12 protein-coding genes and 1 pseudogene are annotated in these 24,258 nt (G+C 66.9%); 10 read left to right on the top strand and 3 right to left on the bottom strand.

The window, feature by feature from the left end; all coding sequences use genetic code 11:
- The first annotated feature begins 194 nt into the window (after nt 1-194).
- Nucleotides 195-1,727 carry a S41 family peptidase gene (locus U1H99_RS12455; protein ID WP_323142049.1) on the top strand — a complete coding sequence of 511 codons (1,533 nt, stop codon included), beginning with the start codon at nt 195-197 and terminating at the stop codon, nt 1,725-1,727.
- 174 nt (nt 1,728-1,901) lie between these two features.
- Nucleotides 1,902-5,216, top strand: a complete 3,315-nt coding sequence (locus tag U1H99_RS12450; RefSeq protein WP_323142048.1) for a DUF8487 domain-containing protein — start codon at nt 1,902-1,904, stop codon at nt 5,214-5,216.
- Between the two features lie 60 nt (nt 5,217-5,276).
- Here U1H99_RS12450 and U1H99_RS12445 read toward each other — a convergent pair whose 3' ends face one another.
- Nucleotides 5,277-5,927, bottom strand: a complete 651-nt coding sequence (locus U1H99_RS12445) for a hypothetical protein (protein ID WP_323142047.1) — start codon at nt 5,925-5,927, stop codon at nt 5,277-5,279.
- Nucleotides 5,928-6,086: 159 nt separating this feature from the next.
- Here U1H99_RS12445 and U1H99_RS12440 point away from each other — a divergent pair, with 159 nt between their 5' ends.
- Together U1H99_RS12440 and U1H99_RS12435 are read left to right on the top strand one after the other, a co-directional pair.
- Nucleotides 6,087-7,304, top strand: coding sequence for a YeeE/YedE family protein (locus tag U1H99_RS12440; RefSeq protein ID WP_323142046.1), 1,218 nt, complete (start codon nt 6,087-6,089; stop codon nt 7,302-7,304).
- 123 nt (nt 7,305-7,427) lie between these two features.
- Nucleotides 7,428-8,582 carry an MBL fold metallo-hydrolase gene (locus tag U1H99_RS12435; protein ID WP_323142045.1) on the top strand — a complete coding sequence of 385 codons (1,155 nt, stop codon included), beginning with the start codon at nt 7,428-7,430 and terminating at the stop codon, nt 8,580-8,582.
- Between the two features lie 6 nt (nt 8,583-8,588).
- On the opposite strand, the gene U1H99_RS12430 is transcribed toward U1H99_RS12435, so the two are convergent.
- Together U1H99_RS12430 and U1H99_RS12425 are read right to left on the bottom strand one after the other, a co-directional pair.
- Nucleotides 8,589-9,572 (bottom strand): aldo/keto reductase, encoded by a 984-nt coding sequence (locus tag U1H99_RS12430; RefSeq protein ID WP_323142044.1) that lies wholly within the window; start codon nt 9,570-9,572, stop codon nt 8,589-8,591.
- Nucleotides 9,573-9,621: 49 nt separating this feature from the next.
- A complete protein-coding gene (locus U1H99_RS12425) occupies nt 9,622-11,151 on the bottom strand; it encodes a tetratricopeptide repeat protein (protein ID WP_323142043.1) in 1,530 nt (509 codons plus the stop codon).
- Nucleotides 11,152-11,639: 488 nt separating this feature from the next.
- Here U1H99_RS12425 and U1H99_RS12420 point away from each other — a divergent pair, with 488 nt between their 5' ends.
- From U1H99_RS12420 to U1H99_RS12395, 6 genes and pseudogenes are all read left to right on the top strand, one after another.
- On the top strand, nt 11,640-15,302 hold the full coding sequence (locus U1H99_RS12420) for a TonB-dependent receptor (RefSeq protein WP_323142042.1): 3,663 nt from the start codon (nt 11,640-11,642) through the stop codon (nt 15,300-15,302).
- Nucleotides 15,303-15,560: 258 nt separating this feature from the next.
- Entirely contained in the window at nt 15,561-18,689 is a 3,129-nt protein-coding gene (locus tag U1H99_RS12415) for a TonB-dependent receptor (protein ID WP_323142041.1), read from the top strand.
- 27 nt (nt 18,690-18,716) lie between these two features.
- Nucleotides 18,717-19,751 (top strand): glycoside hydrolase family 43 protein, encoded by a 1,035-nt coding sequence (locus U1H99_RS12410; RefSeq protein WP_323142040.1) that lies wholly within the window; start codon nt 18,717-18,719, stop codon nt 19,749-19,751.
- 54 nt (nt 19,752-19,805) lie between these two features.
- Nucleotides 19,806-20,101 (top strand): annotated as a pseudogene (locus tag U1H99_RS30130) (VOC family protein); the annotation flags it as partial.
- A 510-nt stretch (nt 20,102-20,611) separates the two neighbouring features.
- Entirely contained in the window at nt 20,612-23,251 is a 2,640-nt protein-coding gene (locus tag U1H99_RS12400) for a glycoside hydrolase family 3 C-terminal domain-containing protein (RefSeq protein WP_323142039.1), read from the top strand.
- Nucleotides 23,252-23,274: 23 nt separating this feature from the next.
- Nucleotides 23,275-24,234 carry an alpha/beta hydrolase gene (locus U1H99_RS12395; RefSeq protein WP_323142038.1) on the top strand — a complete coding sequence of 320 codons (960 nt, stop codon included), beginning with the start codon at nt 23,275-23,277 and terminating at the stop codon, nt 24,232-24,234.
- The last annotated feature ends 24 nt before the right edge of the window (nt 24,235-24,258 follow it).

The following is a 24,258-nucleotide window of genomic DNA, read 5'->3' as shown; positions in this document are numbered from 1 at the left end:
ATCCTGCTGACCGGCGATGCGGCGATGCGGCGATGCGGCGATGCGGCGCCGAGCCGTCCGGCGGGACGTGCCCGGACGGCCGCGAACATCCGCCAGCCGGGGCCTTGCCCGGGAAAGCTGCGGTTCCGGGCCTGGCATGGATTCTGCGTAAGAGTGAAGGTCACTCACCATTTCCCGACCTCGGGACGAATTTCATGCCAGCTCGCCGCCAACTCAGCACGTTCGCCTTCTGCCTCGCGGCCATCGCCGCGCCGGCCACGGCCGCCCCGACCGACGCCGCACCGACCGACGCCGAGTTCCTGCGTGCGCGGCTGGTCAGCCATTATCCTTCGCTGGACTGGGTCGACCGCTACCGCCAGGCCTATCCGGCCGATGTGCAGTCCGGCGTGCCGCTGTGGCATGCGGGCGCGATGCCGGCGTTGGCCGATACCCGGGCGCTGGCCGATGCCCTGAGCCTGCTGCAGGACCAGCACGTGGCGCTGGCCGGCGCGCAAGCCGGGGCGCCGGAAACGCCGGGCGTCCTGTTCCGCACCGCCAGCGACGGCAGCATGAGCGTGTGGCGCCACATCGACGACAACGTCACCCAGGTCAAGGATGGCGAACAGGTGCTCGCCATCGACGGCCAGCCCGCGGCGCGCTGGCTTGAACAGGCGGCGGCACATACCTTCGGGGGCAACCCGCGCTCGCGCATGGCGGAGGCGGCCCTGAAGCTGGGCGTCGGTACCCCGGCCGACCATGCGCTGGGTGGGGTTGGTAAAACCTTGCACCTGACGCTGCGCGGCAGGGACGGGGTCAGTTACAGCGTCGCCCTCGACTACCGCCCGATGGGCAAGGTCGGGGGCGCTGCGCTGGCGCAAGCGCTCGAACGTGCCGACCTGCCGCCGCTGGTCGACGCGCACGGTTACCGTGTCGGCATCGTCCGCTTCGGCGCGTTTGCGTCGCAATACGACCGCGACTTCAAGGCTGCCGTCGAGGCCGCCGAGGCGAGCGGCGCCAACGGGGACGGGCCGATGCTGGCCGGCTTCTGCGCGGTGGTACGCAAGCGTCTGGCGCAGGTCGATGCACTGGCGGCGCGGGCGGACCTGCTGCTGGTCGACCTGCGCGGCAACTTCGGCGGCTTCGCCCGCGAGGCACGCCTGCTGGCGCGTGCGCTGACGCCGAATCCGCTGCCGCGCACCTTCGACGTGGTCCGCGGCAGCACGCCCGGCCGGCTCAAGCTGGTGGCGCAGCCGGAAGGCCCGTCGTGCGGCACCATTGCCCATCCCCGTCCGCTCGTCGTGTGGACGGATGCCGGCACGCGCTCGGGCGGCGAGTTCATGGCGGCCTGGCTGTGGGCGGCCGGTGCGGTCACCGCCGGCGAACGCACGATCGGTGCCGGCGGCGGCCTCGACTCGGCCGCCACCGGCTTCGTCTTGCCGGTGTCGGGCATGGGCGTGCGCTTCAGCGAAAATTTCAACGTGCTGGATAACGGCACCGTCCTACGCGAGGGCGAGATCGACGAGGCCGGACTGCTCGACCTGGTGGCGCGCGACGGCTTCGCACCCAGCCGCACGCGTCCCTTCGGCTTCCAGGCAGTCGGCGTGCGGCCGGACCTGGCGCTACCGACGACGGCAGCCGACCTTGCCGATGGCGGCGCCGCCGCCGTGCAGCGTATCGTCGCCGGCCTGGCCGCGAAAGGCCTGCTGGCCAGGCGCACGGTCGAGCAGGCCCCGGAATCGGCGCACTAGCCGAACGAGAGACCAGTTTGCCGGTGTCCCTTACCGCTCACCGGCTTGAGTATTTTCAGCGCAACCGGGCAGGCGGGCCTCCATCGGGCCTGCTTGCCCGGCTTTTCCTTTATATTGACGCGGCTGCGGCGCCGCCTCCCTGTGCTGCCGTCATGACACGCAGGAACGATAACAATGACCGAGACCCCCCGACTGCTCACTTTTGCGCTGGCGTTCGCGCTGGTTTCCACCGCCGTGCAGGCCGCGCCGACGGCCGCCGTGATCGACCTGGCCGGCGACTGGCAGTTCGCGCTGGACCGCGACGACCGGGGCGTCGCCCAGGGCTGGATGGCAGGCGCGCTGCCCGACCGCATCCGCCTGCCGGGCATCCTCAACGCCCAAGGTTACGGCGACGAAATCAGCGCCCGCACGCCGTGGGTGCTGTCGCTGTACGACCGCAGCTGGGACCTGCGCGAGGACTACAAGGCCTACACCGCCCCGGGCAAGGTCAAGGTGCCCTTCCTGAGCCAGCCGCCGCGCCACTATCTGGGCGCCGCCTGGTACGCGCGCGAGGTCGAGGTGCCGCGCGGCTGGCAGGGCAAGCGCGTGCAGCTGCGGCTGGAGCGGCCGCGCTGGGGTTCGACGGTCTGGGTCGACGGCCGTGAAGTCGGCAGCGTGCGCAGCCTGGTCGCCGAACACGACTACGAACTGGGCACGCTCTCCCCGGGCAAGCACCATGTCGCGGTGCGTGTCGACAGCCGCCTGCTGCTGCCGTACCGGCCGGATTCGCATGCTGTCTCCGATTCGCTGGGCATGAGCTGGAACGGCATCGTCGGCAACATGTCGCTGCGCGCCACCACGCCGGTGTACATCGACGATGCCCAGGTCTATCCGGACGTGGCCGGGCGCAGCGCACTGGTGAAGCTGCGCATCGGGAACAGCGGCGGCAAGGCCGGCAGCGGTGTCGTCGTCGCCAACGGCAAGCAGGTGCCCGTGACCTGGACCGAGGCGGGCGGCAGCGCCGAATTCCGCGTCCAGTATCCGAAGAACGCCCGGACCTGGGACGAATTCCACCCGGTGCTGCAAAAGATGACGCTGGCCTTGCGCGGCGCCGGTGCCGACGATGCGCGCGCGTTGTCGTTCGGCTTCGTCCAGATCGCGGCCCAGGGCACGGCACTGCTGGTCAACGGCCGTCCGACCTTCATGCGCGGCACCCACCACGGCGGCGATTTCCCGCTGACCGGCTACCCGCCGACCGACGTGGCGTACTGGAAGAAGATCTTCACGATCAACAAGGCCTGGGGCATCAACCACATGCGCTTCCACTCGTTCACGCCGCCGGAAGCGGCGTTCCAGGCGGCCGACGAGGTCGGGGTCTACCTGCAGCCGGAGCCGGGCATGTGGAACAACATCTCGCCCGGCTCGCCGCTGGAAGCGATGCTGTACGAGGAAACCGAGCGCATGATCCGCGCCTACGGCAACCACCCGTCCTTCCTGATGCTCAGCCCGAGCAACGAACCGTCGGGACGCTGGAAGGAATCCTTCGACAAGTGGATCGCGCACTACCGCAGCGTGGATCCGCGCCGCCTGTACACCAACGGCACCGGCCACACCGAGCCGAGCGTGCCCGAGGTCGACAAGGGCACCGATTACCTCGCCATCCAGCGCATCGGTCCCAAGCCGCTGCGCAACAAGACCGGCTGGTTCGGGCGCGATTATTCCGCCTCGCTGGAGGGAATCTCGGTGCCGGTACTGTCGCACGAGACCGGGCAGTGGGTCGCCTATCCGGACTTCGGCATCATCAAGAAATTCACCGGATACCTGCAGCCGGGGAATTACGAGATCTTCCGCGACTCGGCCGAGAAGCACGGCGTGCTGGACCGGAACCGCGCATTCGCACTCGCCTCGGGCCACTACCAGCTGATCTGCTACAAGGAAGAGATCGAGGCGGCGCTGCGCACGCGCGGCCTGTCCGGCTACCAGCTGCTCGACCTGCACGATTACCTGGGGCAGGGCACGGCGCTGGTCGGCATCCTCGACACCTTCTGGGAATCGAAGGGCTACGCCACGCCGGATGCGTTCCGCCGCTTCAACGGCGAGACAGTGCCGCTGGCGCGCCTGACGCGCAACGTGATGACCACCCGCGACAGCCTCGACGTGCCGGTGGAAATCGCCCACTACGGCGCCGCGCCGCTGGCGCATGCGGCATCGTACTGGCGCGTCGAGGATGCGGACGGCAAGGCGGTGCGCAGCGGCCGCTTCGACGCGCGCGACATCCCGGTCGGCCACAACACGGCGCTGGGCCGCATCCAGGCCTCGCTGGCCGGCCTGCCGGCGCCCGGCCGCTACCAGCTGGTGGTGGGACTGGATGGCGGCAAGATCGCCAACGACTGGACTTTCTGGCTGTATCCTGACGCGGCGCCGGTGCAGGCGCCGCCCTCGGTGCTGGTCACGCATTCCTGGCCCGAAGCCGAGGCGCGCCTGAACGCCGGCGGCGACGTGCTGTACATGCCGCGCAAGGCCGACCTCGACTGGACCTCGCCGCCGCTGGCCGACGTGCCGGTATTCTGGAACCGCCTGATGAACCCGGGCTGGGGCCGCATGCTGGGCCTGTCGATCGATAACAAACACCCGGCGCTGGCCGCCTTCCCGACCGCGGAACACTTCGACTGGCAGTGGACCGAACTGGTGAGCGGCGCCCGCGCCATGAACCTGGACCGCCTGCCGCGCGGCCTGCAGCCAATCGTGCAGCCGATCGACGACTGGAACCGCAACTACAAACTGGGCACGCTGTTCGAGGCCCGCGTCGGCCAGGGGCGGTTGATGGTGTCGACGCTCGACCTCGAGAATCGCCTGGAACAGCGTCCGGTGGCGCGCCAGCTGCGCCAGTCGGTGCTGGCCTACATGGCCGGCGGCGCCTTTCGGCCGCGGACCGCGATCGACCCCGCCGCCTTCCGCGCGGTGCTCTTCGATACCCGCGTGATGAAGAAGCTGGGCGCCCAGGCCAGCGGCTGGCCGGATGCCGCCAACGCCATCGACGGCGATCCGAATACCTTTTCGCTGGTGAGCGTGGCCAAAGGCGAGACGACCCGTCCGCAGCCCGAGCTGACGGTCGCTTTTGCACAGCCGGTGCCGTTCAAGGGCCTGGTGCTGATGCCGCGCCAGAACCACCGCGAGCACGAAGGCGACGTGCGCGAGTGGCTGGTCCAGGTCAGCGATGACGGCCAGGCCTGGCGCGAGGTCAAGCGCGCGGTGCTGGGCTCGACCTTCGATCCGCAGACGGTGGCCTTCGATACCGGCGTGACGGCGCGCTACCTGAAACTGACGTCGCTGTCCGGCTTCGGGCAGGACCGCGCCAGTGCGCTGGCCGACGTGGCGGTGATCTACACCGGGCCGGCGCTGCCGGAAGAGGCGGGGGAGGTCGAGTACCAGCGCTCGAAGTCGGCATCGAGCGATGTGGACGAGGCGGGGATGGAGGACAGGCGGCCGGGGCGCAAGAAGAAGCGGTAGTGGAATGAATACCGTTGTCCCTGCGCAGTCGGGGACGACGTACGGAGGCTTCACGTCGTCTTACTTCGTCTTGCAGTCGTTGCTGTAGGCCTCGGTGTACGGTTTGTCGAAGGATTTTTCCAGGCACTCGACCACCTCGATGTTAAGCGGCCAGCGCACCCGCCGTTGCTCGCCGCCGTTCATGTCGAGCACGAGGTAGCCGTCTTTCACCTCCGGCACGCCTTCTCCGGTCGTCGGCGGGTAGGCCGCCAGCGTCGTGTGGGCGCGCTCGAGTGCCGCCCGGTCCCGGCGCAGGAAGGCGACCGTCGCATCCACGTACGAGTTCCAGCCGGCCTTGTCGGGCGTACCGGGAGGCTTGCGCGCATGTTCGAGCAGGGGAATCGCCTCTTCGTAGCGGCCGGCGTTCGCGCGCAGCTGGCCCTCGTGCCAATACAGCATGCCGTCCTCGTCGGCATGGGCCTGGCGGTAATCGCGCAGCAGGTCGGCGGCGGCCAGCGCGCAGCCCGGTTTCGCGGCCAGCGGGCGCCAGCCGCCGCTCATGTCCTGGTCGAATTCCGGGCGATCGAGGGCTAGCAGGCGTACGCGGTCGTATTCGCAGGTCCCCGGTGCGGATGCGGAAGCCTGCGCGTGTGCCGCGCCGCAGGCGGCCAGCAGGAGGCTGGCGAGGAGGGCGCGTGGAATACGGTGGATCATGGCGCTTGTCGATGTCATGGAATTATCTCCAGCATATCAAGCTGCCATGCACGCAAATTGCGCGCTTTGTCACGCGGCTCGGGTCCGCCGCGGCAAGTCGTAATGAGGGTGCCGCCAGCAGAAAACCGGAAAACGCGCGAAAATAACGGTTTACGTCTTTTCGTGTTGATGCTTCAAATGTCCAATACTGCATCCTTACCCCTGCCGCGCCGCGCCGACATCAACCCGGCGCCGCTCGGCATTTCCATCCTGCTCATCCTGCTGGGCACCTGGTACCTGGCCCAGAACGTCGGTGCCAAACTGGCCGCCCTGTACGTGGTCGGCGCGCTGCTCGGCCTGTCGCTCTACCATGCCGCCTTCGGCTTCACCTCGGCTTGGCGCGTGTTCATCGCCGACGGCCGCGGCGCCGGCCTGCGCGCGCAGATGCTGATGCTCGCCGTCGGCGTGGCGCTGTTCTTCCCGGCCTTATCGAACGGCACGCTGTTCGGCAATCCGGTCACCGGCCTGGTGTCGCCGGCCGGCACCTCCGTCGTCGTCGGCGCCTTCATCTTCGGCATCGGCATGCAGCTCGGCGGCGGCTGCGCCTCCGGTACGCTGTACACGGTCGGCGGCGGCAGCACGCGCATGATCGTCACGCTGATTGCCTTCATCGTCGGCTCGCTGATCGGTACCGCCCACATGCCGTTCTGGTCTTCGCTGCCGCAACTCAAGCCGGTGTCGATGGTGACTTCGCTCGGCCTGGTGCCGGCGCTGGCCCTGAACTGGGTCGTGTTCGCACTGATCGCGGCCGTCACGGTCGTGGTTGAAAAGCGCCGCCACGGCCGCCTGGTGGCGTCGCAACTGCGTCCCGTGGCCGGTTCGCGCTGGCTGAACGGCCCGTGGCCGCTGGTGGCCGGCGCGCTGGCGCTGGTGCTGCTGAACTTCGCGACGCTGGCGCTGGCCGGCCGTCCCTGGGGCGTGACCTCGGCGTTCGCGCTGTGGGGCGCCAAGGCCGCCGCGGCGGTGGGCATCGACACCGCCAGCTGGGCATTCTGGAGCACCAAGGCGAATGCCGCCGCGCTGGCCGCCCCGGTCACGCACGACGTCACCTCGGTGATGGACGTCGGCATCGTGCTCGGCGCCATGCTGGCCGCGGCGCTGGCCGGCCGCTATGCCCCGGTGTGGCGCCTGCCGCTGCGCTCCTTCATCGCCGCCGTGGCCGGCGGGCTGATGCTGGGCTACGGCGCGCGCCTGGCCTACGGCTGCAACATCGGCGCCTACTTCAGCGGCATCGTGTCGGGCAGCCTGCACGGCTGGCTGTGGCTGGTGGCCGCGTTTGCCGGCAACGTCTTCGGTACCCGTCTGCGTCCGCTGTTCGGTCTCGAGGTCGAGCGCCTGAAGCTCGGGGGCTGCTGATGGGTGAGCCTTACGGCTGAGCGCTTCGGTGCTCAGCCGTATTGGCCTTTCTCAAAGTCGAGGCTGGATATCTCCGTATCGTGAATTGTCGAACAAGGACGACAGATCACGAGGAGACAAGACATGGCCTGGATTGGCAAGCAGCTGCTGGCCGCAGCGGCGCTCGGCGCCATCCTTGCGCTGGCGGGGTGCCACGGCAAGGACGATGGAGACAACCACGGTGGTCCGCCCCCCGGCGGCCCGCTGGTACCGGATACCGGCAGCGTGGCACCGGTCGAGGTCCGCATGACCTGGTTCGGTATCTCGAACTGGATCTTCAAGATCGGCAACCTGAACATCCTGATGGATGGCTACACCACGCGCATCCCCCAGGATTATTTTTCCGGCGGTGGCGGCGGGCTGGCCACCACCAAGGCCGCCTGGCCGATCGACAAGGCGGCGGTCGACCGGCTCTACACCGTGCTCAAGAGCGGACCCGGCAGCCCGGTCAACCTCTTGATCACGGGCCACAGCCACTTCGACCACAGCTTCGACACGCCGTACTGGGCGAAGATCACCCGGGCGCCGATCGTCGGTTCGCGCACCACCTGCTACCAGGCACGGGCGCTGGGCGTGCCCGCATCGCAGTGCACGGCCGTCTACGGCGGCGAAAAGATCGTGCTCAACCAGTACGTCACCATGCGCGTGGTGCGCTGGAACCACAGCGGCACCCATGAAACCAATCCCGAGCAGCACGACCCGATCGAACTGCAAAAGGTGCCGACGCCCGATGCTGCCGGCAACCTGCGCGGCGGCGTGGCGGAAGACTTTCCCAACGGCGGCGGCAACCGCGGATACCTGTTCACCGTCACAACGCCCAACGCGCGCCAGCTGACCTTCTTCGTCACCAATTCCGGCGCGCCCCAGGATCTCGATACGGACAGCATCACCGACGGCATCAACTACGGCAAGCCACTCGACAGCCTGCGCAAGGCGATGGCCGATGCCGGGCTGCCCGCCGCCGATGTGTGGATCGGCGCCGGCGGCCAGCCGGTGGCGGCACTGGCGCTGCCGATCCTGAAACCCAAGGCCTACCTACCGAATCACCTCGGCAGTTTCTACGTGCCTTTCCAGCTCGGCAACACTTCACCGTTCAACGATGCGGCACTGACAGGCTACCTGGCGTCGAGCAATGTTGCGCTGGTGCCGCCCAACCAGTACCTGGATGCCTGGGTACTGGATGCGGACGGCTTCCGCCAGGTGGACAACGCCCAGATGAAGCAGGCCTACAGCTTCTAGGGAAAGTCAGTAAGGCCCGCGAATGAACTCGCGCACGTTGTCGCGATACACCTGCGCCAGCGCCGCATGCAACTCGGCCGGCAGCGGCGCGACATTCGATGCTTCGACGTTGCCCTGTACCTGCGCCGGCGAACTGGCACCGGGGATCACAACCGAGACTTCCGGATGATCGAGGATCCAGCGCAGCGCCATCTGCGCCATCGTCATCGACGGCGGCACCAGCGCCGCGACCTGCTCGGTGGCGGCGATGCCGCGCTCGAGTTCCAGGCCGGCGAAGGTCTCGCCGACGTTGAAGTGGGCGCCGTCGCGGTTGAAGTTGCGGTGGTCGTCGGCACGGAAGGTGGTGGCACGCGTGATCTTCCCGCCGAGCAGGCCGCTGGCCAGCGGCAGGCGCACGATGATGCCGACGCCTTGCGCGGCGGCGCGCGGCAGCAGCTCCTCGGCCGGTTTCTGGCGGAAGATGTTGAAGATCACCTGCAGCGAGGCCAGATCATCTTGTTCCAGGCAGATCATGCCTTCCTCGACCGACTCGACGCTGGCGCCCCAGCGCTTGATCAGGCCGTCCTGCTGCAGCTCGCGCAGCCAGTCGAACACGTGGCCCTGGCGCAGCACCTCGGTCGGCACGCAGTGCAGCTGGGTCAGGTCGAGGGCTTCCATGCCGAGCCGCTCGATCGAGCGCAGGGTGGCGTCGCGCAGTGATTCCCTGGTATAGCCGTCCGGGTAGATGCCGGCGCGGCCCAGCTTGGTGGCGACCACCAGGCCTTCCGGGCGGCGCTCGCGGATGAATTGACCGATGGAACGCTCGCTGGCGCCGTCGCCGTAGACGTCGGCGGTATCGATGAAGCGCACGCCGGCGGCGTAGGCGTTGTCGAGGGTCTGGCGCGCGACCGCGTCGTCCCACTCGTCGCGCCAGCCACCGCCCAGTTGCCAGCATCCGAGGCCGATTTCAGGGACGGCCAGTCCACTCTTGCCAAATTCGCGCAGCTTCATCTTTAACACAGCCTCATTCAATGGTGAGGCTGCCATTGTAGACCGCCGCTCAGGACTTCGCCGTCGGCTTCAGGATCTGGTCGGCCCTTGCGCGGTCCTGGGCGCTGAGCTTCGGTGCGGCCGCCTTGATCGCGGCGTCGGCTTGCGGGTGGCCGGCCTGTTTGGCCAGGTTGAGCCAGACATAGGCCATGGCCAGGTCGGCCGGACCGCCTTCGCCGTTGAGTTCCATGGCGCCGAGGTTGAACATGGCATCGACCTGGCCCTGTTTCGCCGCCGCCTCGAACAGCTTGCGCGCCGTGGCGCGGTTCTTCTCGACCACTTCGCCGTCGTAGAAAAAGGTGGCGAGTGCGAATTCGGCGTCGCGGTCGCCCTTCACCGCGGCTTCCTTGTAATAGACGATGGCGCGCTTCTGGTCGGCCGGCACGCCTTCGCCCATGTCAAACATGCGGCCGGCCGCGAACAGCGCCGCCGGGTAGCCGGCCCTGGCGGCGGCGTTGAACCAGGCGCCGGCCTGCTTCAGGTCGCGCGCGACGCCGGCGTCGCCATTGTAGTAAACCTTGGCCAGGTTGTACTGGGCCGGCACGTAGCCTTCCTCGGCTGCCGCCTGCAGGTGGCCGACCGCCTTGTGGCCATCGGGGGCACCGCCGTAGCCATCCACGCAGGCCTGGCCGAGCACGTTCTGGGCCGGCACGAAGCCGAATTCGGCGGCCTTACCGTACCACGTCAACGCCTGCCCCGGGTTCTTCGGAATACCGATGCCGCGTTCGTAGATGCGCGCCAGCATGAAAGCCGCCTCGACCTTCTCGCTCATCAGCTGCGGCTCTTTCGGATTGAACTTCATGCGATCGCGCATCGGGTCGAAGCGGCCGTCCACCACTTTGCGCAGCCAGACGATTGCTTGGCCGGTGTCCTTCGGCGTGCCCATGCCGTACAAGTGCATCTTGGCCAGCGCCAGCCCGGCTTCATCGTAGCCGATCTTGTTCCATGCGGTGCTCAGGAGTCGCAGCGCGCGCGGGTAGTCGCGCGAATCGAGGGCGACGAAGCCTTCGGCCAGCGACTTGTCCTTCTGCAGGATCTGCTGACGGCCGGCGGCGAAGCGGCGGTCGGCCGAACCGCACTTGATCGACGGCGTCGCCAGGCCGTTTCTGGACGAATCGCCGGCGGGATCGTTCAGACCGGTGAGCGAACTTGGGTCTCTCACGTTTTTGACGTTGCCATCGGGCGCCAGGACCGAGAAATGCTCGGCATCGTCGGAGATGCCGCCATCCATGCCGAAGTCGCGCATATAGGCCAGCGCGACGTCGTCCTCGGCCGCGTTCGGACTGCCCATGAATGCGCACGAGGACGCGTAGTTGCGCGACAAGACCTTGCTCTTGGCGGCGATCACGCGGTCGGATTCGGTGCTGCTCTTGGTGCCGGTGATTACCACGGTGCCGGCTGGTTTCGCAGACGCAGATGCAGACCCAGGCGCTGCATCCGGCACGGTTTGCGCGAGGGCCGGCGGCGCCAGTGTCGCGGTCAGGGCGCCGATGGTCACCACCAGGGCGGCGCGGCGCGCATGCATGTTCGGGACTCGCATCTGCATCTCCTTGTTTGTTCTTGTCGGCGTCGAGAAGCGCCGGCACAGTGTAGCTGAACAGAAATGCGCGGAGTCGATCAAGTCCTTGATTGTTTCGCACGGCGGCGTCCCTGCCTATGCAGCAAAAAAGCAACGAACTGGTCCAGCCGGTGCGAACGGCCTGGTTACCATTTGGCTTTGGGGGCCACGGCTCTCACTAGGATTTAGCTCCCCATATTTCGTAATCCGGAATAAAAAGCGGTCCAACCACTTTTGCGATGATGATTAGTTCGCTGAAGTGCTCCGTTCGCAATATTTCGCTATCGCTCACCCGTTTCGTGAATCCGCGCAAGGACGAGTCAGCATTGCTGATTCCGCTGCGCGTTTCGATCACGTTGTTGAGTATTTACCAGTTGCATGTTTCGAGATTGTGACGAGGTCATACACTAAAAAACCTCAGTACCGATAAAGACAAGCTCCGCTCCATGCGGCCGATAACGGAGACAGACATGCGAACCATCTCACACGTAATGCGTCCGACACGCCTGAGCTATGCGGTTTCGCTGGCGCTGGCGTCGCTGGTGGCGGGCAACCTGGCCATGGCCCAGGAAGCCCCGCAACCGAACCCGAATCCCAGCCCGGCACCGGCCTCGTCGGTTTCGCAGGGCAGCGAAATCGCCAAGGTCTTGGTCAGCACGCGGCGCTCACAGCAATCGTCGATCGACCGCAAGAAGAACGCGGCTACCGCGATCGATTCCATCGTGGCCGAAGACGTGGGGTCGCTGCCCGACCGTAACATCGGCGAGGCGATCTCCCGCATGGCCGGCATCGCGCTCGACCGCGGCGACTTCGGCGACGGCGTCAGCGTGGCCGTGCGCGGCAACGGCCCCGACCTGACCCGCGTCGAGATCGACGGCATGGCCGTGCAATCCGCGGGCGGCACCGACCTCGCCGGCGGCGGCAGCGGCCGCGGCACCGAATTCCGCCAGCTGTCCGCCGACCTGATCAAGAGCGTCGACGTGGTCAAGGGCTCGACCGCCGACATGACCGAAGGCTCGCTGGGCGGCGGCATCATCGTCACCACCCGCACCGGTCTCGACTTCAAGGAGCCGTTCGCCTCGGTGCGCGTGGCCGGCACCCAGAACAACCTGAACAAGAAATGGCAGCCGGACACCAACGTGATCCTGTCGCGCAAGCTGTTCGACAACCGCGTCGGGCTGATCCTGAATGCCGGCAAGTCGACGGTGACGAACGAGCAGCACCAGCAGCAGGTGGCGACCAGCTCGGCCGCCGGCTATGCGCGGGTGCTCGACTTCGACAATTCGCCGAATAAAACCTTCACCTTCAATCCGGCTACGGTGAACACGGCCGATTCCGCCGCGACCACGCCGGTGTTCAGCGCAGGCGGCTGGAATTCGCCGACGCCGCTGCAGATCGTGCAGAAGTCGGCCGACGCCAAGACCAAGGCCGATTGCTACACGGCCTTTCCGCAGCTGACAACGACGTCACGGGAGCTGGCGAACGTCGCTTCGGGCACGCCCCGCAACACCGCGATCAACACCCTGCAGAATGCAGTGAACTCGTGCCTGAACCAGTGGAACGACTACACACCATCGTTGATCCGCTCCAGGATCACGACCCAGGTCGAGAAGCGCCAGAACCTGGACCTGCGTGCCGACTTCAAGGTCAACAACGAGCTGACCGTGTACGCCAAGGGCAGCTATACCAAGTACACGGCCGACAACAAGCAGACCTATTTCAACCTGGGCAACGTCGCGGTCAACACATCGAACACTTTCACCGACGTCAACGGCGTGCGCGGCTTGAGCCAGCTGGGGCGCAATTCCGGCTACTACCTGTATCCGACCACTGCCAGCTATGTCGCCAATACCGGCCTGGTGCAGGGCGCGACCTCCAATGTGGACCCAGCGTCCGTCAAGGTCGACGACAGCCACCACGTGACCCAGATGTCGCTGACCAACGGTTCGGCCAGCCTGGACCAGCTGCACGACGTGTCGAATGTCGTGACCAAGTACTTCCAGACTGGCGGCACCTGGACCCGTGGCAGCCTCAAGGCGGAATGGCTGATCGGCGACGCGATGTCCGACTTCACCCGCGAAGGCAAGCGCACCACGTTCTCGCAATATTACGGCACGGCGACGATGAACGTGCTGCCGAACGGTTTGTGGAACTATACCTTCCCGGCCACCTCGACCTTCGACCTGCGCAACCCGGCCGCCTATGTGCTGTTGAATGCTCCGGTCGCCACCGGTGCCGCCACCGCCGGCACCCGCGATGGCAGCAGCAGCATCAGGACGGTCCCGGCCTACACCGCGCTGCAATCGCCGCAGCTGACTTATTCCCAGCCACAGCTGACCTACAACCCGCTGGCGCGCGATACCGAAGAACGTACGGCCAAGCTCGACCTGACCTATGCCGCGCCGGATTCAATCCCGTTCTTTACCCGCTTCAAGGCCGGCGCGAACCTGCGTGACACCTTCGTCAACGCTTACGGCGGTGGTGCCTTCGTCGCCAGTACCAATCCGTTCGTCGTCGTGCCGCAAAGCGGCATCCGCAGCTTCCTGGTCGGCTGCCAGGACACCGCCGGTTCGCTCGCCGCCGGCGGCAACAAGTGCAACTATGGCTACAACCCGGGCAACGTCTACAATACCGCCAACTCGGGCAACGTCGTGGTCACGCCGCAGCGGCTGCAGGAAATCATCGGGCAATCGCTGGGCGCCAACGCCACCGCCTCGGGCTTCTTCAGCGGCACCGACGTCGCTCCCTCGGGCGCGCTGGTCAACTGGCCGACCATCGACGTCGACAAAGTGTTCGCCCTGTCCGGTGTGCCGAACATGAACATGAACTGCCTGCACTCCTGCGTCGGCAGCGACGGCAAGACCTACAACTCTCCAGTGGCGAAGATGAAGGAGCGCTCGCAAGCCGTCTACCTGATGGGCGACTTCAACATCGACCGCATTCCGTTCACCAGCCGCTCGCTGCCCTTCGGTCTCGAGCTGGAAGGCAACCTGGGCTACCGCTACATCAAGACCAAGGTCAACGGCACTGGCACGATGACCTTTACCTCGATCACCAAGAACGCCAGCTATACCCAGGCGAATCCGACGGCGGCCACCGGCGTCGATACCAGCTCGGTCTCGATCAATACCGCCGTCAACGCGACCACCCACGATTTCCTGCCGATCTACAACCTGGCGATGTGGATCGTGCCGGACAAGCTCGTGCTGCGCTACAACCGGGCCCGCACGGTGGCCCGCCCGCCGGTCGGCAACCTGCTGGCCCAGGGCGTCTGCATCTATGACGAGCGCAACGACGACGACAACATCAACCAGCGCTGCTCTAGCACCATCGGCAACCCGGCGCTGCAGGCCCAGAAGAACCTGAACCAGAACTGGAGCGCGGAGTATTATCCGAACAAGGATACCAACGTCTCGCTGTCCTACTTCAAGCAGAAGGGCATCGTCGGCGCATCGATCGTGCAGAGCAACCAGGGCACGCTCGGCCTGAACGTGACCGATCCGGTCAGTGGCGTCTCGCTGGCGGATCTTCCATTCGACTACAACACCTTCGCCAACGGTGTGCCGACCACGCGCTCGGGCTGGGAACTGAACGGCAGGACCGCCTTCACCTTCCTGCCGTGGTTCCTGAAGTACACCGGCATCGATGCCAACTACACCAAGCTGGCGTCGGTGACCTCGACCCAGAACTTCGTCGACCTGCTGACCGGCGCTCCGCTGCCGCCGCTGCGCGAATCCAAGTTCCAGTACAACTGGGCCATCTGGTACGACGACGGCCGCCTGCAGGCGCGGATCGCGGTGCAGGGCGTGGCGCCGTTCTTCAACAATATCGCGGGCTCGACTGGCAATCTCCTGAACAATTACCCGAACGTCAGCGGCAACACCCGTCCGCCCGCCTACAATCCGGGTTCGCCGAACTTCAGGGATGCGACCCGCTACGTCGACGCCAAGGTGGCGTACAAGATCACCCCGAACATCGAAGTGTTCCTTGAAGGCCGCAACCTGACCAACGCAACCACCAGTAACAGCCAGGGTTCCTTCGTTCCGTTCAGCGATGGTACGCAGAGTATCCTGGACTACAGCTACTCGGGCCGGCGCATCATGACGGGTGCCAACTTCCGCTTCGGCGGCTGACGGCAAATGCGCTCAGCGCGGTGATTGTTTGGCCCACGGGCCTTGGCAACGCCGCGCAAACGCCTAGAATGATTTTCGAAGCGTCTCACTTTGTGTCTCATTGCGCCGGCCACTCCCCATGGCCGGTTTTTTTTTGCGCTTCGATCATGGCGCTGATTCTTTCCGCCTCAGCGCCAACGACGCGCAGCGGCGCACATAGAATGGTCCGCGACAAGCAGTCATGACAACAGGCCCTCGAGGCCGAGCATGGAGACGACAATGCGGAATCAACCCGACCCCACCTTCCATCCCAAGCGCTGCGCCGGCGCCGTCGCCGCGGCACTGGCACTGATCGCGCAGGGCGCACTGGCGCAGGACGGCGCCACGCCTGGCGACGGCGCCAGCCAGGCCGCGACGCCACCGGTGACCAGCGTCGTGACCATCGCCGGCACGCGCCAGTCGGTCGCCTCGGCGATCGACCGCAAGCTGCGCGCCGCCACCGTGGTCGATTCGATCGTGGCCGAGGACATCGGCCAGTTCCCCGACAAGAACGTCGGCGAGGCGCTGTCGCGCGTCACCGGCGTGCAGCTGTCGCGCGATTTCGGCGAAGGCTCGCAAGTGTCGATCCGCGGCGTCGAGCCGGACCTGAACCGCATCGAGATCAACGGCCAGTCGGTGCTGAGCACCAACGGCACCGCCGGACGCGGCGCCGAGCTGCGCGAGCTGGCGTCCGAACTGATCGGCTCGATCGACGTGTACAAGGGCCTGACCGCCGACCTGACCGAAGGCGGCGTCGGCGGCACCGTGCGCATCACCACGCGCAAGCCGCTCGACTTCAAGAAGCCGACCATCGGCGGCACGCTGTCGGGCGAGCAGGCGTCGTCGCGCGGCGGCGTCCAGCCGCGCGCGAACCTGTACGTGGCCGACAAGTTCATGGACGGGAAGCTCGGCCTGCTGGGGAACTTCGTCTACGATAAGGTCCTGACCCGCAACGACTACGCGCGCAACACCTCGTGGCGCTTCCTGCAGGACTGGGACAACTCGCCCGAGAAGACCGTCACCAGCACCGATCCGGCGGTGGCCGCGGTTGCGAACAAGGCCGCCTGCGCCACCAGCGCCTTGACGGCCGCGCAGAAGACCGCCTGCACCAACCAGTGGAACGACTACTCGCCCGGCATCGCGCGCTACGGCATCTGGACGCGCGACCACAAGCGCTCGTCGGCCGAGCTGACCGCGCAATACCAGTTCAGCAAGGAGTTGACGGCCTTTGCCAGCTACCAGGCCAACCGCCAGCGCGAACGCCTGAACGACCGCAACTTCGGCACCGACTTCGGCGCCACCAACCGCCTGGCCAATCCGGGCAACCCGCCGGTCTATGGCGCCAACGGCGTGCCGTCCCCGGCCGGCACCTGCGCCACGCCGACCACGACGCCCGACAGCATGGTGGTGCAGAACCATTACGTGACCTCGTACACCGTCGGCCAGTGCCTGAACGTGGCCGGGCAGGGCGGGCAGGGCGCCTTCAGCACCTCGGCGCGCGACTTCCAGCTGGACGTCGACTCGCGCTACCTGTCGAGCGGCTTCAACTTCAAGCGCGATCGCCTCGAAGTCGAAGGCCTGATCAATACCTCGAAGTCGGACTACGGCAACGACACCAACAGCGTCATCCTGACCCAGAACGCGCCCGGCCTGAAGGTGACGCTGGATAGCCAGGGACTGCCGCACTTCGATTTCCCGGCCGGCTACAGCCCGGACAATCCCGGTTCCTACGTACAAGCGCAACTGCAATACCGGCCGACCGAGACCAAGAACACCGAGAACCAGGCCAAGCTGGACTTCAAGTACCGCCTGACCACGCCATTCTTCAGCAAGGTCTGGTTCGGTGTGCAGGGCCGCAAGTCGACCGCCAAGCAGTACAACGGCGGCGGCTACCTGGCCAGTGCCGGCGACCGCAATAACCTGTCGAACACCGCCGACGACATCAACGTCCTGAGCGCCAACGTCAACCAGACCGCGATCTACGACCCGCTGTACACCGGCAGCGCCCAGCGTCCGAACGACAACCAGAACTTCATCAACAGCAGCTATGCGACGCGCTACGTGAACGGGGCGCAGATGGCGAGCCTGGTCAGCGCGGTGATGGGGCGCTCGCCCGGCACCTTCTTCAAGGGCTACAACGACGTGCAGAACATGCCGTCGGGCTGGCCGTCGCCGGTGTACGCCGCCGCGGCGCCTTACTTCGACACGTCGAAGTTCACCCACCAGTACCTGTACTCGGCGCCCGGCAGCGACGGCAAGACCTACCCGCAGATCCCGGCCTTCCAGGCCGATGAGCGCATCGGCGCCACCTACCTGCGCCTCGACTACGGCACCCAGCTGTGGGGCTACGACATCGACGGCAACGTCGGCGTGCGCTACACCCGCACCCGTACCCGCGCCACCGGCCTGAGCCAAGACAAGGTGCGCGTCGCGACCGGTACCAGCACCGCCTACAACGATGTCGTGACCGGCAACAGCATCGTCAGCCGCGAGAACACCTACAACGACATCCTGCCGAGCTTCAACGGCGCGTTCTGGTTCACCGACCGCACCGTCGCGCGCCTGGGATGGGCCAAGGCGATGGCGCGGCCGCGCATCGACCTGCTGGCGCCGAACATCGTCTGTACCCAGGGCAGTGGCAACGCGGCCTTCGGCGGCACCGGCGGCAACGATACCTGCACGGCCGGCAATCCGGACCTGAAACCCTACCGCTCGACGAATACCGACCTGAGTTTGGAATGGTATCCGGGCAAGGATACCCAGTATTCGGTGGCGTTTTTCCAGAAGGACATCTCGAGCTATGTGCTGGAAAAAGTGGTGGTCCCGAACGTGGCGATCCTGGGCGGCACCAACCTCTACGACGTGACGACGGCGGTCAATGGCCAGGGTGCCACTACCCGCGGCATCGAACTGGCCGCGCGCACGGCGTTCACCTGGCTGCCCGGCTGGCTGGGCGGCTTCGGCGGCGATGCCAACTACACCCGCATGAACTACAAGTACGCGGCTGGCAAGGAGCGCCTGAACGTCCTGGACGGCAGCGTGCTGCCTTACCCGGGCATGTCGAAGAACAGCTACAACGTGTCGCTGTGGTACGACCGCGGTTCGTGGAACGCGCGCGTCGCCTATAATTTCCGCGACCGCTTCTTCACCGGCGGGAACGACGTCTCGGGCAATCCGAATTTCCAGGAAAAGACCGGCTTCCTCGACGCCAAGATCCAGTACCGCTTCAACGACCACGTCACCCTGTCACTGGAGGGGAAGAACCTGACCGACCAGGCTCAGACCACCGATGCCGGCGACCTGTTCCGCGTCAACGAGCTGGCTTGGTCGGGACGGCGCTACTTCCTGAGCTTGTCGATCAAGAACTGAGTCAAGAACTGAACGTGCGAGAGCCGCATGCTACGTGAATTCTGTCTGATCGCAGCCCTGGTGGCCTGTGCACCCGCACTGGCCGCCGACCCGCTCTTCCACAACCCGCTGGTGCTGCAGCGCGCCGACCCCCAGGTCACGCTGCAGCCCGACGGCTGGTATTACTACACGGCGACGGTACCGGAGTACGACCGCATCGAGATCCGCCGTGCCCGCACCCTCGACGATCTCGGCAAGGCCGAGGCCAGCGTCGTCTGGCGCAAGCACGCGCGCGGCGAGATGGGCGCCCACATCTGGGCGCCCGAGATGCACCGCATCGACGGCAAATGGTATATCTACTTCACCGCCGCCCCGGCCGACAAGATCTGGGAGATCCGCCTGTACGTGCTGGAGAATGCCGCGGCCGATCCGTTCAAGGGCGAGTGGGTCGAGCGCGGCCAGCTCAAGACCGGGTGGGAATCGTTCTCGCTGGACGCCACCACCTTCGCCCACCGCGGCCGGCGCTACCTGGTCTGGACCCAGCGTGCGCCCGATGGGAGCAAGGGTACCAACATCTACATCGCGAAGATGGACAGTCCGCTGTCGATCGCCGGGCCGGCCACGCTGCTGACGCGCCCGGAATACGCCTGGGAAAAGGTCAAGTACGACGTCAACGAGGCGCCGGCCGTGCTGGTGAAGAACGGGCGCGTGTTCCTGACCTATTCGGCCAGCGCCACCGACGCCAACTATGCGATGGGCATGCTGAGCGCGCGCGACGATGCCGACCTGCTCGATGCCAGGTCGTGGACCAAGTCGCCGCAGCCGGTGTTCACCTCCAGTGACGCCAACCGCCAGTGGGGGCCGGGCCACAACAGCTTTACCACCACCCCGGACGGCAAGACCGACGTGCTGGTCTACCATGCGCGCAATTACCGCGACATCGTCGGCGATCCGCTGCGCGACCCGAACCGCAATACGCGGGCGCAGGCCATTCACTGGCGGGCGGATGGGATGCCGGATTTCGGCGTGCCGGTGGCGGATGAAGCAGGCGCCGACCCATCCGCCGGGCGATCCGCCGATTGAAGTACACCCCGTGCTGGTCTAAGCTGTGGTTTCACACCTCATCGGAGAACGCACATGGTCAGCAAGAACACGATTTGTCTGTGGTTCGACGGCACCGCACTGGAAGCGGCGCAATTCTACGCCGCCACTTTCCCGACAGCGCGGTTGGCGCCGTGTTCCGCGCGCCCACCGATTATCCCGCCGGGAAGGCGGGCGACGTACTGACGGTGCAGTTCACGGTGATCGGCATCCCGTGCCTGGGCCTGAACGGCGGACCGGCCTTCCGGCACAGCGAAGCCTTTTCCTTCCAGGTGGCGACCGAGGACCAGGCCGAGACTGACCGCCTGTGGAACGCGATCGTCGGCAACGGCGGCCAGGAAAGCGAGTGCGGCTGGTGCAAGGACAAATGGGGCCTGTCGTGGCAGGTCACGCCGCGCGCGCTGAGCGCGGCGATCGCCGATCCGGATCCGGCCGTGGCGCAGCGCGCGTTCGGGGCGATGATGGGGATGCGCAAGATCGACATCGCAGCGATCGAGGCGGCGAAGCGGGGCTGACCGGGCGGCGGCGGCCAGCGGGCCCCTGGCGGACGGGCTTCGCCGGTAGGCGCTCGGGCCGCGGCGCCTTCGACGCGGCATGAAATGATTGCGCCTGACATTTATGTTACGTCGGCTGCCGGCGTTATTTAATTAGCTGTGGGCCCTTTCCCATCGATACCGGTTTCGATATCGCATTGCAGTAAAAAGTAATTAGTCCGCTCGACCGCATTCCACTACATTCCCTTGCAAGTCCACGATGTCGCGCGCGGCGGTTCCCCGATCCGCTGAATGTTATCGCAAGCATCCTGGCTAACATATAACAACAACCGCACAAGGGGAGAGCATATGCGGAGACACAAAGCCGGCCGCCCGGCCTGGCGCGCTGCCTTGATCGTTGCATTGGCCGCCTGCAGCAGCGCGCACGCGGCCGACGCGGGTACTGACGCGCGTACCGATGCCGATGCGCGCGCCCGCGCCATGGTGGCACGAATGAACTTCGACGAAAAGATCGGCCAACTGCTGAACGTCGCGCCCGCCGTGCCGCGCCTGGGCATTCCCGCCTATAACTGGTGGACCGAATCGCTGCACGGTGCCATGGGACCGATCCCCACCACCAACTTCCCGGAGCCGATCGGCCTGGCGGCCAGCTTCGATGCGCCGCTGCTGCGCCAGGTGGCCGGGGCGATCAGCGTCGAGGTGCGCGCGCTGCACACGCTGGGACGCCAGACCGGCCACCTGGGCCGCATCGGCACCGGCCTCGATACCTGGTCGCCCAACATCAATATCTTCCGCGATCCTCGCTGGGGCCGCGGCCAGGAAACCTACGGCGAAGATCCGCACCTGACGGCGGCGCTCGGCGTCGCCTTCATTCAGGGCATGCAAGGCGCGAACCCGGACCTGCCGGACGTGGTCGCGACGCCCAAGCACTTCGCGGTGCACAGCGGGCCGGAATCGACGCGCCACGTGGCCGACGTGTTCGTCTCGCGGCACGACCTCGAGGATACCTATCTGCCTGCCTTCCGCGCGGCCATTGTCGATGCCGGCGCGGGTTCGATCATGTGTGCCTATAACCGCATCAACGGCCAGCCGGCCTGCGGCAGCGAGCTGCTGATGAAGGAGCACCTGCGCGGGGCCTGGGGCTTCAAGGGTTACGTGGTGTCCGATTGCGACGCCGTCACCGACATCTCGGAACAGCACAAGTACGCACCCGATCCGGCGGCGGCCGTGGCGGTGGCGCTGAAGGCCGGCACCGACAACGAGTGCAATACCAAGACCCTGGGCGACGTGCCCAACCTGGAGGCGCGCTACCGGGAAGCCTGGCAGCGCGGCCTGATCGGCACCGCCGACATCGACGCGGCGCTGGTGCGGCTGTTCTCGGCGCGCTACCGCAATGGTGACCTCGCTGGCCTGGCGCAGCGCGCCGGACGGACCCCGGTGCCGGTGAGCGCCATCGGCAGCGCCGCCCACCAGGATCTGGCGCTGCAGGCGGCAACCAAGAGCCTGGTGCTGCTGAAGAACGACGGCGTGCTGCCGCTGCGCCCGGGCTTGAAGCTGGCCGTGATCGGGCCGCTGGCCGACGCCACCCGCGTCCTGCGCGGGAATTATTCGTCGACGCAGTCGGCGCCGCCGGTGTCGGTCGTCGACGGCCTGCGCCGCGTGCTGCCGGGCGCCAGCGTGCGCCTGGTGCCGGCCGGCCCTTCGGTTACCGACGGCGACCCGGTCCCGCGCGAGGCGCTCTTGAGCCCGGACGGCAAGCCTGGGCTGCAGGCCGACTACTACAACCGCAACGCGCAAGCCTACGACGGCAAGCCGGCCGCGACCCGGGTCGAGCCGGGCCTGGAATCGCATGCGCTCGAACTGAAGGAAGTCGGCGAACGCCACAAGGTCGAGTGGACCGGCTTCCTGGTGGCGCCGGAGAGCGGCATGTACCGCATCGGCGTCAGCGGCGTGCAAGGGGCATTGACGGTCGACGGCAAGCCGGCGGTCGAGGCGAGCGCGTATTCGAAGTGGGCCGAGCCGCTGCAGCTGGTCGACGTGCGCCTGGAAAAGGGGCAGCGCTACCCGCTGCGCTTCCACGCCGAGACCGGTGGTTCCGGCGTGCCGGGGCTGTTCTGGAAGCGCGTCTCGACCGACGTCGATGCCGACCTGCAGGCCGGCGTCGCCGACGCCGACGTGGTCGTGGCCGTGGTCGGCCTGACCTCGGACCTCGAAGGCGAGGAGATGGCGGTGAAGGCCGAAGGCTTCTCGGGCGGCGACAAGACCACGCTCGAGCTGCCGGCCGACCAGCGCCGCCTGCTCGATCGCGCCCGGGCACTGGGCAAGCCGCTGGTGGTGGTGCTGATGAACGGCAGCGCGCTCGACCTGACCTGGGCCAAGGACAACGCCGCCGCCATCCTCGAAGCCTGGTATCCGGGCCAGTCGGGCGGCCTGGCGGTGGCCAGGGTCTTGAGCGGCGCATCCGACCCTGGCGGCCGCCTGCCGCTGACCTTCTACCGCGGCCTGGGCGACCTGCCGCCATTCGACGACTACACGATGAAGGGCCGCACCTACCGTTACTATGGCGGCACGCCGGTGTATCCGTTCGGCGCCGGCTTGAGCTACACCACCTTCGGCTACGCGCCCGTGAAGATCGAGAACGTCGGCGGCGCCCCGGAAAACGGCATCGTGGTCACGACCGAGGTTACCAACACGGGTGCGCGCGCCGGCGACGAGGTGGCGCAGCTGTACCTGACGCCGCCGGCCATGGACGGAGCGCCGCGGCTGGCGCTGCGCGGCTTCCAGCGCTTGTCGCTCAAGCCGGGCGAACGGCGCCGCATCAGCTTCCGGCTGTCGCCGCGCGACCTCAGCTTCGTCACGCGCGACGGCATCCGCCAGCTGACGCCGGGACAGTACAAGGTCAGCGTCGGTTCGGGCCAGCCTGGCACCGGCGTGGCGAGCCAGGAGACCGCCTTGACCTTGCGCCGCAGCGCGGTCCTGCCGCAATAATCAAATCATAAAAGGAGACGACCATGCACACCACGATTCGAATGCTGTCCAGGACCCTTGCCGGCGCCGTCACGCTGGCCGCAAGTTTCGCCATGCCGGCGCTGGCGCAGGACGACGCGATGACGCCGATCGCGATCCCCGCGCAGCCGGACGCGATCGTGCTGAACACCGGCGCGCTGCCCGGCGCCACCGTGGCCGAGAGCTGGCACCGCCAGTACGGCAGCGTGTTCGCGCGCAACGTGACGATCGCGACGCTGACCCCGTTCCTGCCCGATCCGGCCAAGGCCAGCGGCGCGGCGGTGATCGTTGCCCCCGGCGGTGGCTTCCGCACGCTGTCGATGAACAACGAGGGCTGGGACGTGGCGCGCGCGCTGGCCGACCGCGGCGTCGCCGCCTTCGTGCTGAAGTATCGCCTGAACCAGACCCCGGCCGACATGGGGGCGTTCTCGCAATCCATGGCGCGGATGTTCACGCAAGGCGCCCGTGATGGAGAAAATAAGGGCGCCGCGGCCAGGGCGGCCCAGCAGCAGGACCCGGCCAAGGCGCTGGCACCGCAGATCGCCGATGCGCGCGCCGCCTTCGCGCTGGTGCGCTCGCGCGCGGCGGCGTGGCATGTCGACCCCGACCGCATCGGCATGGTCGGCTTCTCGGCCGGCGCGATGCTGACCATGGCCACGGCCCTGCACGGCCAGGATGCGAAGCCGGCCTTTATCGGCAACGTCTACGGCCCGCTGGCGGCGGTGCAGGTGCCGGCCGGCGCGCCGCCGCTGTTCGTCGCGCTGGCGGCCGACGATCCGCTGTTCGGCAACGGTGGCTTCGGCCTGATCGACAGCTGGCGCAATGCCAAGCGCCCGGTGGAATTCCACCTGTACGAGCAGGGCGGCCACGGCTTCGGCATGTACCCGAAGACGACCACCAGCACCGGCTGGTTCGACGCCTTCGCCCGCTGGCTGGACATGCACGGTTATCTAAAGAAGAAGTGAGCGACGTGCCAAGATGGTATCGTA

Origin of the sequence: Massilia phyllosphaerae, assembly GCF_034659755.1 — a bacterium.
GTDB lineage: Bacteria > Pseudomonadota > Gammaproteobacteria > Burkholderiales > Burkholderiaceae_D > Telluria > Telluria phyllosphaerae.
Note: the sequence above shows the minus strand (reverse complement) of the source record. Positions and strands in the feature narration are given on the sequence as shown.

Coding starts and splice junctions, on each gene's coding strand:
- U1H99_RS12455 (WP_323142049.1), top strand. CDS start 195: ATGCCAGCTCGCCGCCAACTCAGCACGTTCGCCTTCTGCCTCGCGGCC.
- U1H99_RS12450 (WP_323142048.1), top strand. CDS start 1,902: ATGACCGAGACCCCCCGACTGCTCACTTTTGCGCTGGCGTTCGCGCTG.
- U1H99_RS12445 (WP_323142047.1), bottom strand. CDS start 5,927: ATGACATCGACAAGCGCCATGATCCACCGTATTCCACGCGCCCTCCTC.
- U1H99_RS12440 (WP_323142046.1), top strand. CDS start 6,087: ATGTCCAATACTGCATCCTTACCCCTGCCGCGCCGCGCCGACATCAAC.
- U1H99_RS12435 (WP_323142045.1), top strand. CDS start 7,428: ATGGCCTGGATTGGCAAGCAGCTGCTGGCCGCAGCGGCGCTCGGCGCC.
- U1H99_RS12430 (WP_323142044.1), bottom strand. CDS start 9,572: ATGAAGCTGCGCGAATTTGGCAAGAGTGGACTGGCCGTCCCTGAAATC.
- U1H99_RS12425 (WP_323142043.1), bottom strand. CDS start 11,151: ATGCGAGTCCCGAACATGCATGCGCGCCGCGCCGCCCTGGTGGTGACC.
- U1H99_RS12420 (WP_323142042.1), top strand. CDS start 11,640: ATGCGAACCATCTCACACGTAATGCGTCCGACACGCCTGAGCTATGCG.
- U1H99_RS12415 (WP_323142041.1), top strand. CDS start 15,561: ATGCGGAATCAACCCGACCCCACCTTCCATCCCAAGCGCTGCGCCGGC.
- U1H99_RS12410 (WP_323142040.1), top strand. CDS start 18,717: ATGCTACGTGAATTCTGTCTGATCGCAGCCCTGGTGGCCTGTGCACCC.
- U1H99_RS12400 (WP_323142039.1), top strand. CDS start 20,612: ATGCGGAGACACAAAGCCGGCCGCCCGGCCTGGCGCGCTGCCTTGATC.
- U1H99_RS12395 (WP_323142038.1), top strand. CDS start 23,275: ATGCACACCACGATTCGAATGCTGTCCAGGACCCTTGCCGGCGCCGTC.